General features: G+C 68.5%; 13 protein-coding genes. 6 read left to right on the forward strand and 7 right to left on the reverse strand.

All coding sequences use genetic code 11. From position 1 onward, the window contains the following. Positions 1–19 precede the first annotated feature (19 nt). Both ACAG25_RS10590 and ACAG25_RS10595 read right to left on the reverse strand, forming a co-directional pair. Positions 20–2806 (reverse strand): LuxR C-terminal-related transcriptional regulator, encoded by a 2787-nt coding sequence (locus tag ACAG25_RS10590; RefSeq protein WP_370488319.1) that lies wholly within the window; start codon positions 2804–2806, stop codon positions 20–22. Between the two features lie 54 nt (positions 2807–2860). Next, entirely contained in the window at positions 2861–3715 is an 855-nt protein-coding gene (locus ACAG25_RS10595; RefSeq protein ID WP_370488411.1) for an oxygenase MpaB family protein, read from the reverse strand. A 175-nt stretch (positions 3716–3890) separates the two neighbouring features. Between ACAG25_RS10595 and ACAG25_RS10600 the strand changes: the two genes are divergently transcribed. Further along, positions 3891–4517, forward strand: a complete 627-nt coding sequence (locus ACAG25_RS10600; RefSeq protein ID WP_370488320.1) for a TetR/AcrR family transcriptional regulator — start codon at positions 3891–3893, stop codon at positions 4515–4517. Here the strand turns inward: ACAG25_RS10600 and ACAG25_RS10605 are convergent. Next, positions 4514–5089, reverse strand: coding sequence for a VOC family protein (locus ACAG25_RS10605; RefSeq protein WP_370488321.1), 576 nt, complete (start codon positions 5087–5089; stop codon positions 4514–4516). The genes ACAG25_RS10600 and ACAG25_RS10605 overlap by 4 nt on opposite strands. Before the next feature lie 97 nt (positions 5090–5186). On the opposite strand from ACAG25_RS10605, the gene ACAG25_RS10610 reads away from it, so the two are divergent. Genes ACAG25_RS10610 through ACAG25_RS10620 form a run of 3 tightly spaced genes read left to right on the forward strand, consistent with a single transcriptional unit; the run spans position 5187 to position 9496 of the window. Beyond that, on the forward strand, positions 5187–6299 hold the full coding sequence (locus tag ACAG25_RS10610) for an alpha/beta hydrolase (protein ID WP_370488322.1): 1113 nt from the start codon (positions 5187–5189) through the stop codon (positions 6297–6299). Then, positions 6296–7243 carry an NAD(P)-dependent oxidoreductase gene (locus ACAG25_RS10615; RefSeq protein WP_370488323.1) on the forward strand — a complete coding sequence of 316 codons (948 nt, stop codon included), beginning with the start codon at positions 6296–6298 and terminating at the stop codon, positions 7241–7243. Before ACAG25_RS10610 ends, ACAG25_RS10615 begins: the two co-directional genes overlap by 4 nt. Before the next feature lie 60 nt (positions 7244–7303). Then, positions 7304–9496, forward strand: a complete 2193-nt coding sequence (locus ACAG25_RS10620) for an acyl-CoA dehydrogenase (protein WP_370488324.1) — start codon at positions 7304–7306, stop codon at positions 9494–9496. 41 nt (positions 9497–9537) lie between these two features. Here the strand turns inward: ACAG25_RS10620 and ACAG25_RS10625 are convergent, their stop codons facing one another. The 4 genes from ACAG25_RS10625 to ACAG25_RS10640 form a co-directional block, all read right to left on the reverse strand. Next, positions 9538–11025, reverse strand: coding sequence for an aldehyde dehydrogenase (locus ACAG25_RS10625; protein ID WP_370488325.1), 1488 nt, complete (start codon positions 11023–11025; stop codon positions 9538–9540). Beyond that, the gene (locus ACAG25_RS10630) at positions 10995–11750 is read right to left on the reverse strand and encodes a carboxymuconolactone decarboxylase family protein (protein ID WP_370488412.1); all 756 of its coding nucleotides are present in this window, start codon (positions 11748–11750) and stop codon (positions 10995–10997) included. Before ACAG25_RS10630 ends, ACAG25_RS10625 begins: the two co-directional genes overlap by 31 nt. 91 nt (positions 11751–11841) lie before the next feature. Then, entirely contained in the window at positions 11842–12645 is an 804-nt protein-coding gene (locus tag ACAG25_RS10635) for a mycofactocin-coupled SDR family oxidoreductase (RefSeq protein WP_370488326.1), read from the reverse strand. After that, entirely contained in the window at positions 12642–13472 is an 831-nt protein-coding gene (locus tag ACAG25_RS10640; RefSeq protein ID WP_370488327.1) for a mycofactocin-coupled SDR family oxidoreductase, read from the reverse strand. Before ACAG25_RS10640 ends, ACAG25_RS10635 begins: the two co-directional genes overlap by 4 nt. 105 nt (positions 13473–13577) lie before the next feature. On the opposite strand from ACAG25_RS10640, the gene ACAG25_RS10645 reads away from it, so the two are divergent. Beyond that, positions 13578–14198, forward strand: coding sequence for a TetR family transcriptional regulator (locus ACAG25_RS10645; protein ID WP_370488328.1), 621 nt, complete (start codon positions 13578–13580; stop codon positions 14196–14198). Between the two features lie 68 nt (positions 14199–14266). Beyond that, a complete protein-coding gene (locus ACAG25_RS10650; protein WP_370488329.1) occupies positions 14267–14596 on the forward strand; it encodes a hypothetical protein in 330 nt (109 codons plus the stop codon). Positions 14597–14641: the final 45 nt, after the last annotated feature.

Raw genomic sequence — 14641 nt, forward strand, 5'->3', positions numbered from 1 at the left:
ACGCACCCTGCGGGGCGGCTCAGTCGCTGGTGAGGGCGTCGAGGCGACGGCCGAGTTCGGCACGGGAGCGGATCCCCAACTTGCGGTAGATCCTGCCGAGATTGTGCTCCACGGTCTTGGGGCTGATGAACAGCCGGGCGGCGATGTCCTTGGTCGCGACGCCGGCCGCGGCGAGCTCGGCGACCCGCCGCTCCGACGGGGTCAGGAGGTGCGCCCCGGGTTCACCGCCCGCCCGGGTGAGTTCGGTCCGGGCCCGATGCGCCCACAGCACCGCCCCCATTCGCTCGAACTCGTCGTGCGCCGCGGTCAACGCCGTCACCGCCGCCTCCTTGCGGCGGCACCGCCGGTGCAGCCGGCCGGACAGCAGCAGCGTGCGAGCGCGCTCGAACGGCATGGGTAGCCGCTCGTGCTGGGCCAGCGCAGCGTTGACGGCCGCGTGTGCGGCGTCCAGGTCGCCCTGGGCTGCCAGCAGCATGGCGCGGCAGCGCAGGCTGGCGGCGAGCATCCAGGCGCGGTCCAGGCGCCGTCCGTTGTTCTCCAGCATCTTGATCAGCGGTTCGGCTTCGTCGAGCCGACCGATCGCGATCATTGCCTCGGCCGCGTCGGGCAGGTACCCGGCGCCCATGATCTCGATCTCGGGAACCAGTTCGAGGCGTTCGATCAGCGGGGTGAAGACCTCGTGGGCGGCAGCGTGCTCTTCACGCGAGACCTCGAGGAAGCCGAGCGTCTTGATGGGCCACTCCTCCATCCGGGGTGAACCGGCGAGGCGGGCCGCGGCGCGCGCGGCGGTCGCGTCGGCGTGGGCGGACTCCACCTGGCCGAGGTGGGCCAGCACCGCCGCGCGCACGCTGAGCGGGATGATCGCGACCGTGTCACCGCCGAGCTGCACCGCTCGTTCGACGGCTTCGTCGGCGAGCAGCCTGGCCGTGTCGAGCTCACCCGCCCACAGCTCGATCAGTGCGGCGTAGGACGCGACCGCCATCATGTTGCGTTCCGAGCCGCGCTCCAGGCAGTTCGCCCGGACGGCGGCCAGCTGCCGGCGGGCCTCGTCGAGGTGGCCGGTCCAGGCGCGCACCAGCGCCGACACGGCCGACGCACGGAACGGGACGGGAACGTCGTCGTCGTGGTCCTCCATCGCGAGGGCGCGCGCGAGCGCCGGTTCGTCCACGCCGTTGCCGAAGAGGAAGTTCGCGTGCACCCACAGGGCCAGGGCCTTGCTGATCACGCCCGGGATGCCGGTCTGTTCGGCGATCTCGGCGGCGCGGCGGGCGTTGCGCAACGAGTCGTCGAACAGCCCGACCTCGGAGGTGCCTTCGGCGAATGAGCCCATGCCCTGGGCGAACGACAGGCTCATCAGCGTCTGCACGAGCACCGCGGGCGAGGCCTCGGCGTCCTGCGCGGCGTTCTCGAGGGCGTCCCGCGCTTCGGTGAACCGGTTGTCGAACATCAGGATGCCGGCCAGCAGGTTCAACGCGATCGCACGCAGCAGCCCCGGACGCAGATCGCCGACGGTGTCCTGCAGCAAGGTCAGTGCGCGGGCGGTGGCGCCGGCCTGGAAGTGATCGCCGGCCGCGCGCACCCGGCGCCAGGGTTTGTCGCCGCCCAGGCCGATCGCGAGCTCGGTGAGTTCGGCGGCCGCGGCGGGGGCGCCCCGGCTGCGGGCGGATTCGGCGGCCGCATCGAGGACGGCCAGCGTCGCGTCGTCGGCGGAGGTGAGTGCCAGCGCCAGGTGACGGGCCTGCACGTCCGGTCGGTCCTCCACCTGCGCCAGGGTCCGGTGGATCTGACGGCGCCGGGCCGGCGCGGTGTCGGAGTACAGACCGTGCGCCAGCAGCGGATGGGTGAACTGCACCCGCCCGGCGTCGTCGACGCTGACGACGCCGTCGCGTTCCGCGGTGGCCAGACAGGCCGCCACGTCCTCGGGTGAGCGGCCGCAGGCGCGCGACAGCAGCGCCACCGTCGGTCGCGGCGCGCACGCGGCGGTCAGCAGGACCTCGCCCGCGTCGTCGTCGAGGCCGCCGGTGCGTCGGCGCACCAGTTCGGTCAACGTGCCGGGCAGGTGCACCTCGGCGCCGGGGGTGTCTTCGTTCATGGTGCGGGCCAGCTCGAGGGCGAACATCGGGTTCCCGGCGGACACCTCGGCAATCCGGGCCAGGCTGGGCGCGGAGAACCGTCGGCCCAGCCGTTCGGCGATCACGGCGTGCAGCGCTGCGGCGGGGAGGGGGCCCAGCCGGATCCGCGTCAGCCGGCCCGTACCGAACTGCATCCAGGACTCCGCGGTGGCCGCGCCCGGTTCGCAGCGCTCGGTGGCCAGCACCGCGACCCGGCCCCGCAGCCGCCGCACCGCGGAGGTCAGCACCACGACGCTGCACGGATCGAGCCACTGCACGTCGTCGATCCCGAGCAGCACCGGCGCACGCGCGCCGAGGGTCTCGATCACCGAGACCAGGCCGGCGGCCACCACCCACTGATCGGTGGGCGGTCCGTCGGAGCCGGCGCGGAACAGCACGCGGTTCAGTGCCAGGCGCTGCAGGTCGGGGAGGGCGTCGAAGACCTCGTCGGAGACGTCGGCCAGCAGATCGGCGACCGCGGCGTAGGCCAGCGCCGACTCAGCCTGCCCGACGCGCGCCGCGAGCACCGCGAAGCCGCACCGCCGGGCCTGTTCCACCCCCGCCCACCATTGGGTGGTCTTGCCTATCCCGGCGTCGCCTTCCAGCAGCAGGCCGGCCGGACCGTCGGCGGCGCGGCGGATCAGCTCGGCAACGGCGTCTTCCGCGTCGACACGCGCGATGACCGCTCCCGCCATCGGTCAATCGTCACACCGGCGAACTCGGCGCGCAGCCCGATCGCCGGAAGTCCGTCAGACCAGCGGGCGGCCGGTGCGCATGCGCCAGTCGAGCTCCTTGAGCAGCACGTTGAACGGGAACTCACGGATGAACTTCGGCGAGATGGTGTTGACGAAGCGCAGGACACCCATCAGCCGATCGAATCGCTTCTGCCGCTCGGCATCCCAGGGCAGCCGCATCTCGTCGCGGAACCGCTGCGGCAGGAAGCCCGTGGTGATCAGCAGGGCCAGCGCCTCGGTGCGTCGTTGCAGCGGCCCGGGCAGCGTCAGACCGCGCAGCCGGGTGGCCGCGATCGGGGTCAGGAACTCGCGCACGGTGTCGTCGATGTGGACCTTCTCGAGCTGGGCCGCCCAGTACCGGTCGAAGGCCGCGCGGTCGGCCGGCCACATCTCGTCGTCGACCTGCAGCATCGTCCCCAGTGCTCGGCCCTGCTCGAAGAGCTGATCGGCCTGTTCCTCGCTGAGGTCGCCACCGAACAGGCGGTGCACGTCGACCACGCCCTTGTACAGGCAGGCCCCGACCCACATCTGCAGGTCCTTGTCGAACGCGTGGTACTTCACCGGGCTCTCCTCGGTGGAGAACACCTGCTTGTGGGCGCCGTTGACGGCGCGGCGGAACGCGAGCTTCTGCGCGTCGGTGCCGCCGGTGGAGACGGCGAGGTAGGTGAAGGTGGTGCGGGCCCGTTTGATTGGGTGTCGGTCGATGCGCCCGCTCTCGACGCGGCTCTCGGCGACGCCGTAGCCGACCTCCGGACGCGCGAGCTGCATGATCACGTTCGCCGGCCCGGCCAGCAGACCGAGTCCGAGCATCCCGTCGACGCTGCGTCGGCGCCACCTGCTGGGCCGCACCTGGCCGGTCAGGTCGCTCATCGGCCGTTCCACCACGGGAAGGTCGTCCGACTCCGTCGGGCGGATCTCCGGTGTGGTCTCGGGCTGCGCTGCCTCGTTGACCGTCACGGCACTCCTCTCAGAACCGTTCATCTAAATTTGCGAACGCGTGTTTCCTGATATTGCTCCCCATTGCCGCGGCTGTCAATATGGACTCATGGCCCAGGCCCGTCCGTACCGCGGGGTCGGCGCGCCCCAGCGCACCGCCGACCGCAAGCAGAAGCTGCTGCAAGCCGGCCTGGACCTGCTCGGAGGAGTGTCGGCGCCCGCGGACCTGACCGTGCGGGCCATCTGCGCCCAGGCCGGGTTGGCGGCGCGCTACTTCTACGAGAGCTTCGAGGACAAGGACGCCTTCGTCAGCGCGGTGTTCGACTGGGTGGTCGCCGACATCGCCGCCACCACCCAGGCCGCGGTGGCCGCCGCTCCGGCGCGCGAGCAGAGTCTGCAGGGCATGGCCAACATCGTGCGCACGATCTCCGAGGACGTCCGGGTGGGCCGGCTGCTGTTCAACATCCACCTCACCAACCCGGTGGTGGTGCGTAAACGCGCCGAGTCCGGGGCTCTATTCGCCCTGCTGTCGGGACAGCACGCCGGCCAGGCGCTGCAGGTGGCTCCCAGTGAACAGATCAAGGCCGCGGCGCATTTCGTCGTCGGCGGGGTGGGCCAGACGCTGAGCGCCTGGCTGGCCGGGGAGGTCACCTTCAGCGGCGAGCAGCTCGCCGCGCAGCTGGCGGCGCTGATCGACCGGCTGGCCGATCCGGCGCTGTACGTGACGCGGGGTTAGTTCGCGGCCGGCACGCGGCGGTCGGCTGCGGTCTTCGGCGTGGTCGCGGTGTCGCTCTCGCCGAATTCCTTGGTCCAGCAGGCGAATTCCAGTGTGATGCCGTCGGGGTCGAAGAAGTAGAACGACCGCACGTACACCCCGGGATGCACCGCTGCCGAGACCTGCATCTCGCTCTCGTCGTGGTTGAGCACCGGACCCACCCGCACGCCCTTTTCTTTGAGGCGCCGGCGATACTCGTCGAACTTCTCCTCGGGGACGTGGAAAGCCAGGTGGTTCATGGTGCTCACGGCGCTGACGATGTCCCCGATGCCGGGGATCGCCGCGGGCGACGAGATGCCCGGCACCCGGTCGGGGGCGTCGGCGAACCAGAAGAACGCGACGCAATCACCGTTTCCGGCGTCGAAGAAGAAGTGCTGGCCCATCCCGCCGGGCAGATCCAGCGACTTGATCAGCGGCATGCCGAGAACACCGCTGTAGAAGTCGACGGTCTTGCGCATGTCCGAGCACACCAGTGCGACGTGGTTGATGCCGCCGAGCTCGAACTCCGGGTTGGTGTTGTGCGGCTTGATCACGATCCCGCCTCCTCCACGCAGGGAACGAATCTAACATCGGGGTAACCGATCAGACTGTTGAACGAGCCACCCACCGACGAGAAGGCCGGAGCATTCCATGACCGACATCAGCCGGGAGTTCATCGGTCTGGATTCCCCCACCGCGCATCAGGCGGGTTCGGGGGGTCATCCCTGCCAGGGTCTCTACCATCGCCCGCTCGGCGGGCGGCCGAAGGTCGCGCTGATCGCCACGCACTACCAGATCGATTTCTCCGAGCACTACCTCGCCGAGTACATGGCCGCCCGTGGTATCGGTTTCCTCGGCTGGAACACCCGCTACCGGGGCTTCGAGAGCAGCTTCCTGCTCGACCACGCGCTGGTCGACATCGGTGTCGGGGTGCGGTGGCTGCGCGAGGTCGCCGAGGTGGAAACCGTGATCCTGCTGGGCAATTCGGGCGGCGGGTCACTGATGGCGGCCTATCAGGCCAACGCCGTGCACCGGCATGTCACCCCGCTGACCGGGCTGCGTCCCGCCGCGGGGCTGGAGAATCTGCCGCCGGCCGACGGTTACATCGCCACCGCCGCGCATCCCGGCCGGCCCGACGTCCTGACCGCCTGGATGGACGCGTCGATGGTCGACGAAAACGACGCGGTGGCAACCGATTCCGACCTTGACCTGTTCAACGAACGCAACGGCCCACCGTATGACGCGGAGTTCGTCACGCGCTACCGCGCCGCGCAGGTCGCCCGTAACGAGGCGATCACCGACTGGGTGGAGGCCGAGTTGTCCCGGGTGCGGGCGGCCGGGTTCTCCGACCGGCCGTTCACCGTGATGCGCACGTGGGCCGACCCCCGCATGGTCGACCCGACCCTGGAGCCGACCGACCGAGTCGCCAACATGTGTTACGCCGGGGTGCCCGCCAAGGCCAACCGGTCCACGTACGGCATCGCCTCAGCCACCACGCTGCGCAACTGGCTGGGCATGTGGAGTCTGCGCCACGCGCAAACCCGCGCCGAACCGCACCTGTCGCGTATCGACTGCCCGGCGCTGGTGGTCAACGCCGAGCAGGACACCGGCGTCTACCCGTCCGACGCGCGGCGCATCCACGACGCGCTGGCCAGTTCGGACAAGATGATGCGTTCGATGGCCACCGACCACTACTTCACAACCCCGGGCGCGCGGGCCGAGAAGGCCGACCTGATCGCCGACTGGATCAGCGCGCGGTGGTGAGGGTCCTCGCGCATTTCGTTGCCACCCCGAAGGTCACGGAATTGCTGGCACCGCACCAAGATTGGCTGGATGTCCGGTTCTGCGCCGAGGACGACGACGACACGTTCTACGCCGAACTTCCTGCCGCCGAGGTGATCTGGCATGTCCTGCGGCCCCTGTCGGGTGACGACCTGGCCCGGGCGCCCGGCCTGAAGCTGGTCCACAAGCTCGGGGCCGGGGTCAACACCATCGACGTCGAGGCCGCCACGGCCGCGGGCATCGCGGTGGCCAACATGCCCGGCGCGAACGCACCGTCGGTCGCCGAAGGCACCGTGCTGCTCATGCTGGCCGCGCTGCGCCGGCTGCCCGAGCTGGACCGCGCCACCCGCGACGGGCGGGGGTGGCCGTCGGACCCCACCCTGGGTGAGACCGTCCGCGACATCGGGAGCTGCACCGTCGGCCTGATCGGCTACGGCAACGTCGCCCAGCGGGTCGAGCAGATCGTCGCCGCGATGGGCGCGACCGTGCTGCACACCCGCACCCGCGACGACGGCCACCCCGGCTGGCGCACGCTGCCCGACCTGCTGGCCGCCAGCGACCTCGTGTCGATCCACGTGCCGCTGACCGACGACACGCACGCGCTGCTGGACGCCGAGACCCTGGCACTCATGAAACCCGGCGCCGTGCTGGTCAACACCGCCCGCGGACCGATCGTCGACGAGGCGGCGTTGGCCGACGCGCTGCGGCGCGGACAGCTGGCCGCAGCCGGTCTGGACGTGTTCGCCACCGAGCCCGTCACCGCGGACAACCCGCTGCTCGACCTCGACAACGTGGTCCTGACCCCGCACGTCACCTGGTACACCGCCGACACCATGGCCCGCTATCTGGAGCTGGCCGTCGACAACTGCGCGCGGTTGCGAGATCGTCACCCACTCGTCAATCTCGTCAACGCTCCGGCGGGGTAATCTCGGCACCAACCAACTGGTTGGGACGACCCCACGACGAAGTGGAAAGGCGCAACAGCTATGCCCATCGCGATCCTTGAGGAGCACAACGACCTCGCCGACTCGGTCCGCTCGTTCGTCGAGCGGGTGGCACCGTCGGAGGTCCTGCACGACGCCCTCGAGAACCCGATCCCCAACCCGCCGCCGTACTGGAAGTCCGCGGCCGAGCAGGGTCTGCCCGGTGTGCACCTGTCCGAGGCGGTCGGCGGGCAGGGCTTCGGCATTCTCGAATCCGCCATCGTGGCCGCCGAATTCGGATACGGGGCGGTCCCCGGCCCGTTCGTCCCGTCGATCATCGCGAGCGCGCTGATCTCCGCCCACGATCCCGAGTCGTCGCTGCTACCCGGTCTGGCCGCCGGAGACGTCATCGCCGCCTACGCCATCGACTCGGGGCTGACCGCAACCCGGCACGGTGACCGGCTGGTCATCCGCGGCGAGGTGCGCGCGGTGCCCGCCGCCGCGCAGGCGGCGCTGCTGGTGCTGCCCGTGGCGATCGAGTCCGGCGAGGAATGGATCGTCTTCGACGCCGATCAACTCGAGATCGAACCGGTCCGCAGCGTCGACCCCCTGCGCCCCGTCGCCCACGTGCGGGCCAACGCCGTCGAGGTCACCGACGACCGTGTGCTGAGCGGGCTGAGCCGCGAGTTGGCGCGCGCACTGATCACGACGCTGCTGTCCGCGGAGGCGATCGGCGTGGCCCGCTGGGCCACCGACACCGCCGCCGCCTACGCCAAGATCCGCGAGCAGTTCGGCCGGCCCATCGGCCAGTTCCAGGCCATCAAGCACAAGTGCGCCGGCATGATCGCCGAGACCGAACGGGCCACCTCCGCGGTGTGGGACGCCGCGCGCGCCATCGACGAACACCTGGCTGACCGTGCTTCCGACAGCGCCTACGAGTTCGCCGCCGCCGTCGCGGCCACTTTGGCCCCGGCCGCCGCGCAACACTGCACCCAGGACTGCATCCAGGTCCACGGCGGTATCGGCTTCACCTGGGAGCACGACACCAACGTCTACTACCGGCGCGCGCTGGTGCTCGTCGCGTCGTTCGGGCGCGGCTCGGACTACCCGCAGCAGGTCGTCGACCTCGCCACCAGCCGCGGGATGCGCACCCTGACCATCGACCTGGATCCCGAGACCGAGAAGCTGCGCGACGAGATCCGCGCGGAAGTCACTGCGCTCAAGGAGATTCCGCGGGAGCAGCGCAACGCCGCGATCGCCGAGGGCGGCTGGGTGCAGCCCCACCTGCCGGTGCCGTGGGGACGTGCGGCCAACCCGATCGAGCAGATCATCATCGCCCAGGAGTTCGCGGCCGGTCGGGTCAAGCGTCCGCAGATGGGCATCGCGGCGTGGATCATCCCGTCGATCGTGGCGTTCGGCACCGACGAGCAGAAGGAGCGGTTCCTACCGCCCACCTTCCGTGGCGAGATGATCTGGTGCCAGCTGTTTTCCGAGCCCGGCGCCGGCTCGGACCTCGCGGCGCTGTCGACCAAGGCCACCAAGGTCGAGGGTGGCTGGCGCATCACCGGTCAGAAGATCTGGACCACCGGTGCCCAGTTCTCGCAGTGGGGCGCGCTGCTGGCGCGCACGGATCCGTCGGCTCCGAAACACAACGGCATCACCTACTTCCTGCTCGACATGGCCAGCGAGGGCGTCGAGGTCAAGCCGCTGCGTGAGCTCACCGGCAACGCGATGTTCAACACCGTGTTCATCGACGACGTGTTCGTGCCCGACAGCATGGTGCTCGGCGACGTCAACCGCGGCTGGGAGGTCAGCCGCAACACGTTGACCAACGAGCGCGTCTCGATCGGCAGCAGCGAGCCGCCGTTTTTGCCCAGCCTGGACAAGTTCGTCGAGTTCGTCGCCGAGGGGCATTTCGATCAGGTGGCCCACCACCAGGCCGGTGTCCTGATCGCCGAGGGCCACGCCGCCAAGGTGCTCAACATGCGTTCGACGCTGCTGACACTCGCCGGGGGCGACCCGATGCCGGCCGCGGCGATCTCCAAACTGCTGTCGATGAAGACCGGGCAGGGCTACGCGGAGTTCGCGGTGGCGTCGTTCGGCACCGACGCGGTCGTCGGCGACCCCGGGCAACCCACCGGGGTGTGGGCCGACTATCTGCTGGCCAGCCGCGCCACCACGATCTACGGCGGGACCTCCGAGGTGCAGCTCAACATCATCGCCGAGCGTCTGCTCGGGCTGCCCCGCGACCCGTAGGCGTTTTTCGGCGGCACATACCCGCAAGCTCGCCGCGATCGTCAGCTCAACCCGATGCGGATGTTCTTGACCTGTTGGAACTCCTGCAGGCCTTCGCGGCCGCCGGTGCGGCCGGACCCGCTCTGTTTGTAGCCGCCGTAAGGTCCCTGCGGGGAGATCAAACTGCCCTGATTGATCCATACCGAACCGGACTGCAGCTGCCGTGCGGCCGTGTGCGCGCGATTCAGGTCACGGGTATGGACGAAGGCGTTCAGCCCGTAGCGCGTGTCGTTGGCGATGCGCACCGCCTCGGCGTCGTCACTGAACCGGATCAGGGAGACAACTGGTCCGAAAGTCTCGGTCTGCGCCAGCAGGCAGCGGTTGTCGACATCGCCCAGCACCGTAGGCTCGAGGTAGTAACCGCCGGCAAGGGCACCGTCGGTAACCCGACGCCCGCCCGTCAGTAACACGCCAGCTCCTTCATCGACGGACCGGTCGACCGCAGAGAGGATGCGCTCGAGGGCCGAGCCGGATATGACCGGGCCGAAGGTAGTGGTCGGGTCAAGTGGATCACCCATGCGCGCCGCGCCGATGACGGCGAGGAACCGCTCGACGAAGGCGTCGTAGATGTCGTCGTGAATCAAGATGCGACTCGCGCATGCGCAGCTTTGACCGGCCTGCATCAACGGGCCCTGGTGCGCCGACCGTACTGCAGCGATGTCAAGGTCGGCATCGGCGAAAATGATGTTGGCCGATTTCCCGCCTAGTTCGGTGACAACCGGGGTGAGGTTCTCGGCCGCTGCCTTCAGTACGGCGCGGGCGGTGTGTCCGCCGCCCGTGAAGTGGATCTTGCCGATGTCCGGTTGCCGCACCAGCGCCTGCGCCCCGGCGGCAGCTGCGGGCACGATGTTCACCAGCCCCGGCGGCAGCCCCGCTTCGAGACAAAGTTCGCCGAGTCGGAGCGCAGCCAATGGCGCCATCTCGGACGGTTTGAACACTACGGCGTTGCCCGCGGCCAGCGCCGGCGCGACGCAGGACGCAGCGACCACCAGAGAGCCGTTCCACGGGGCGATGACGCCCACGACCCCATAGGGCTCACGTTCGATGAAATTGAGGTCGGTGCTGCCGCTGACCGGCGTGCTGGACCCGTGCGGCTTGTCGACGTAACCGGCGAAGTGGCGCAGGAACTGTTCGACCATGATGGCGTTGCCGGCATAGGAAATCGGAACCCCGTAGTCGTGGGTGTTCAATTCGGCAAGCTCGTCGAGGTGGTCGTGCACGACCTCAGCGAGGTCGATCAGCGCGTCGCGTCGTCGATCCACGCCCATCGCCGCCCATCGCCGCTGAGCCTCTCGTGCGGTCGCGACGGCCAGATCCATTTCCTCGGGCCCGGCCAGTGCCACGGTGGCGTTGCACTCACCCGTCCCGGGATAGATATGTGAGTGCCAGGCGACCGACGTCGAGGTGATGCGGTCCGCCCCGATGAGCAACCCAGCGACCCCATCCGGCAGAATGGACGTCACGACTGACCGGTCCCCTCGTCGGCCCATTCTCGAGCGACCCGTTGCTTCTGCTCGGCGACGACCTGGTTGAGATGTGAACCTTTGGGCCAGCCGTAGTGAGCCGCGAAATGCAAGACCACCTCGTCCATTTCGCCGAACGAAACTTCCCTGCTCTTCAAGGCGGCGTAGACGTGACTGACGATCGGGTAGGGGGCGTCCTGGAACGCCACACAGGCCACTGTGATCAGACGCCGCTCCTTCATGCCCAGTCCCGGCCGCAACCACATCTCACCGAACACGAAGTTCAGGATTCCCGCACCCTGGAAGGGATTGTCCCGAGTCGGGGCGTACGGCAGGCAGTTGATGTCCTTGAAGGCCTGCTCACCGATCGCCAGACGCGCTTCGGGGTCACTCGGTGTGCTCAACGGCAACAGCGGCTCGGGCGGAGGCACCGGCAGACCACGTTCACGATGGATGCGCTCCCACTGCTCATCGACGACCATGTTGAAGCGCGACGCCTTTGGCCATCCGCCATACACCGCGAAATGCAGGACAGTTTCTCGCATCTCGCCGATGCTGATATCTCCGCTGTTGAGCGCCGCATACACGTGGTCGCGCAGCGGCCCCTCGGCGTCGGCTGCGGCAGCACAGGGCAGTGTGACGAACCGGCGCTCCCGACGGGTCAAACCAGGACGTCGCCACACCTCGGCGAACACGAAGTCCAGCAGATGCGCTGTCGCCGGCGATCCGTCCTCGGGCGCCGGCACCGTCATGATGTCGGCGTAGGCCCGTCTGCCACGTTCATCGCGCTCGGAAACAACTGTGCTCACGTCTGGCTCTTTCATCTGTGTCGTTGGTTCAAGATCAGCGGATCGTGACGCCGGCATCGACCTTGAACTCCAGGCCGGTGACGTAGCGTGCCTCGTCGGACACCAGGAACAGCACCGCGTTGCTGATGTCGACTGACTCTGCCATCACGATCGGTAGAGCGTTCTGGAAGATCGGCGCCAAGTCCGCGCGCCGGTCGTGCAGAAGGGTGTGCAACGACGCGGGCTGCATCCCGGTGGGCACACCCGTCGGATGCACCGTGTTGACCCGAATGTTCATCGCCGCAAGCTCGTTGGCCAGCGCTCTGCTCATTCCGACGACGCCCGCCTTAGATGCGGTGTATGGCGTGTGCAGGGGTGAGCCCTTGATTCCGGCAGCCGAGCTGATGTTGACGAGGCTGCCGCCACGGTCGGCCAGATGCGGGATGGCGGCTCGGCAGGTGTTCCAGGTGCCGATCAGGTTGACGTCGACGACGGTGCGCCATTGCTGCGCCGTCGTGGTGTCCCACGTGCCCCCGGTCAGCACTCCGGCGTTGGCCACTGCGGCGTCCAGGCCACCCAACCGGGCAGCACCGTCATCGACCGCCGCTTTCAGTGCCTCCTCGTCACGTACGTCGACCACGTGCGCGACGGCTCGCCGGCCGTGCGCTTCTACAAGGCGTGCGGTCTGCGCAAGTTCTTCTGTTGTGGCCAGCGGATATTCGATCGCCGGTATGGGGCTGCAGATGTCGACCAGAACCAGGTCGGCCCCCTCCTCGGCCAGGCGTACGGCGTGGCTGCGGCCCATGCCCCGAGCGGCCCCGGTGACCAGGACGCGCTTACCCTCGACGCGCCCGCTCATAGCTTGTTGCAGAAGCCGGCGTCGACGGGGAAGGTTACCCCGGTGACGTACTTCGCCGCGTCGGAGACCAGGTACGCGACTGCCGCGCTGATGTCCTCGGGTTCGAGCAACGCGACCGGCATCGGATTCTGCAGGTGTGGGCCGCCGTCGGGGTAGTTCTCCAGGAATGCCGTCATGGCCGGGTTGACGGCCATCATCGTGTTGACCGCTGTCGGGTGCACGGTGTTGACCCGGATATTCTGCGGCGCAAGGGCATTGGCCAGGGTTCGCATCAGTCCGACGATGCCGTGCTTGGACGCCGCGTACCCGAGCCCGCCGCCCTGCATTCCGCCGAAACCCTTCAAACCGGCGGTGGAGCTGGTGAACACGATCGACCCGCCCCGCGCGCCGGCGATCAGATGCGGTATCGCGGCTTTGGCGGTGTGGAACGATCCCACCAGATTCACATCGACCACGTCGGTCCACATCTGCAGGTCTTCGTCGATGGTCAGCTCACGAAACGCCATCGCGGCAATGCCGGCGTTGGCGCACACGATGTCCAAGCGGCCGAAATGCTCCACTGCGGTGTCGAGTGCCGACTTGAGCGCGCGAAAGTCGCGGACGTCGGCGACAGACCCCAGCATCTTGCCGCCCGCTGCTTCAACCAGGGCGATCGTCTCGTCGAGTTCGTCGCGCGAGGCCATCGGGTATCCGTTGGCCTCGATGTCGGCGCAGATGTCCACGCCGATGATGTCCACACCCTCGGAGGCGAGCCGGACGGCATGGCTTCGTCCTTGCCCTCGAGCCACACCGGTGATGAAGGCGACCTTGCCCTCCAGTGAACCCATTTGCTCCTCGCTTCGTTGCAGAGACGCCACATCGGCGGCCGCGGGTGTCAGAGTAACCGAATTACTCGAGGTAAGGTAACCGTGTTACCCAAGGGAAGGCAAGGCATGGCCGCGGGTTTTGCACCGCAACGCGACGGTGACCGACTACTCGATGCTGTCGTCGACATATTGGAGTCGGAGGGCTACGAGGCAGTGCAGCTTCGTGAAGTCGCCCGCCGGGCACGCAGTTCGCTCGCGACCATCTACAAGCGCTACGCGACCCGCGACGACTTGATCACCGCCGCGCTGGAGTACTGGATGCAGCAGCACCGCTACGCCGGGATCACCGTCCGGCCACGGGAGGCGGGAGCGACGCTGCACGAGGGACTGATGGGACTGCTACGCACGATCTTCGAACCGTGGGAGCGCCATCCGCATATGCTGACGGCCTACTTCCGGGTACGTTCGTCGCCAAAAGGGAATGAGCTCTTCCGATTCGGGTTGGACATCGTCGCCCCCGCCGGTCTGATGATGCTCGACGATGTCGACGACGAATTCGTTGCGCACCTCGACTCGATCATCTCGAGTCTGATCTACGGATTGCTCGGGCGCTTCTGTGCGGGGGAGATCGCCGTCACCGACATCTTGAGCACTCTGGATCGGACGGTGTACTGGGTGACCCAGGGATATGAGCTGAAGGCGCTCGAGCAGTCCCGGACCGCGACCTCTCGGTCGCTGAACTCTTGACCACCGAGCCGGCGGCGGCCTCGTATCCGTAGGCGTTTTTTCGGCGGCAACTCGGGAACACACGGTCTATGACCAATGACCGTGACTTCGTCGAGAAGCGCCTGTCGAAGCCCGGGGTGGCCCGCGCGGCGATCACCTACGTCGGTGCCGTCGTCGCGGTGGGCGCCGCGGTGTTCGTGTTCTTCCTCGTCGCCGCACGCGACTCGGAGTTCACCGCGTGGCTGGTGCCCGCGGTGTTCCTGTTCGGCGGCATCGGCGCGTTCGTCAAGACCTACCGCGAGTGGAGGGCCGACCGCGGCTGGGCGGCATGGCAGGGCGCGGGCTGGTTCCTGCTGTTGCTCGTGCTGGTGACGCTGGCCGTTCCCGGCATGGCGACGCTGGCCGGCGCCGTCGAGTAATCCCGCCGAAATTGCATTCCACGCGCGTCAACTCGCTACTTGACG

The sequence above is a fragment of the Mycobacterium sp. pV006 genome (genome assembly GCF_041287115.1).
GTDB lineage: Bacteria > Actinomycetota > Actinomycetes > Mycobacteriales > Mycobacteriaceae > Mycobacterium.

Coding starts and splice junctions, on each gene's coding strand:
- ACAG25_RS10590 (WP_370488319.1), bottom strand. CDS start 2,806: ATGGCGGGAGCGGTCATCGCGCGTGTCGACGCGGAAGACGCCGTTGCC.
- ACAG25_RS10630 (WP_370488412.1), bottom strand. CDS start 11,750: ATGACGGTGCCGGCGCCCGAGGACGGATCGCCGGCGACAGCGCATCTG.
- ACAG25_RS10650 (WP_370488329.1), top strand. CDS start 14,267: ATGACCAATGACCGTGACTTCGTCGAGAAGCGCCTGTCGAAGCCCGGG.
- ACAG25_RS10600 (WP_370488320.1), top strand. CDS start 3,891: ATGGCCCAGGCCCGTCCGTACCGCGGGGTCGGCGCGCCCCAGCGCACC.
- ACAG25_RS10620 (WP_370488324.1), top strand. CDS start 7,304: ATGCCCATCGCGATCCTTGAGGAGCACAACGACCTCGCCGACTCGGTC.
- ACAG25_RS10635 (WP_370488326.1), bottom strand. CDS start 12,645: ATGAGCGGGCGCGTCGAGGGTAAGCGCGTCCTGGTCACCGGGGCCGCT.
- ACAG25_RS10610 (WP_370488322.1), top strand. CDS start 5,187: ATGACCGACATCAGCCGGGAGTTCATCGGTCTGGATTCCCCCACCGCG.
- ACAG25_RS10625 (WP_370488325.1), bottom strand. CDS start 11,025: ATGGGCCGACGAGGGGACCGGTCAGTCGTGACGTCCATTCTGCCGGAT.
- ACAG25_RS10645 (WP_370488328.1), top strand. CDS start 13,578: ATGGCCGCGGGTTTTGCACCGCAACGCGACGGTGACCGACTACTCGAT.
- ACAG25_RS10595 (WP_370488411.1), bottom strand. CDS start 3,715: ATGAGCGACCTGACCGGCCAGGTGCGGCCCAGCAGGTGGCGCCGACGC.
- ACAG25_RS10640 (WP_370488327.1), bottom strand. CDS start 13,472: ATGGGTTCACTGGAGGGCAAGGTCGCCTTCATCACCGGTGTGGCTCGA.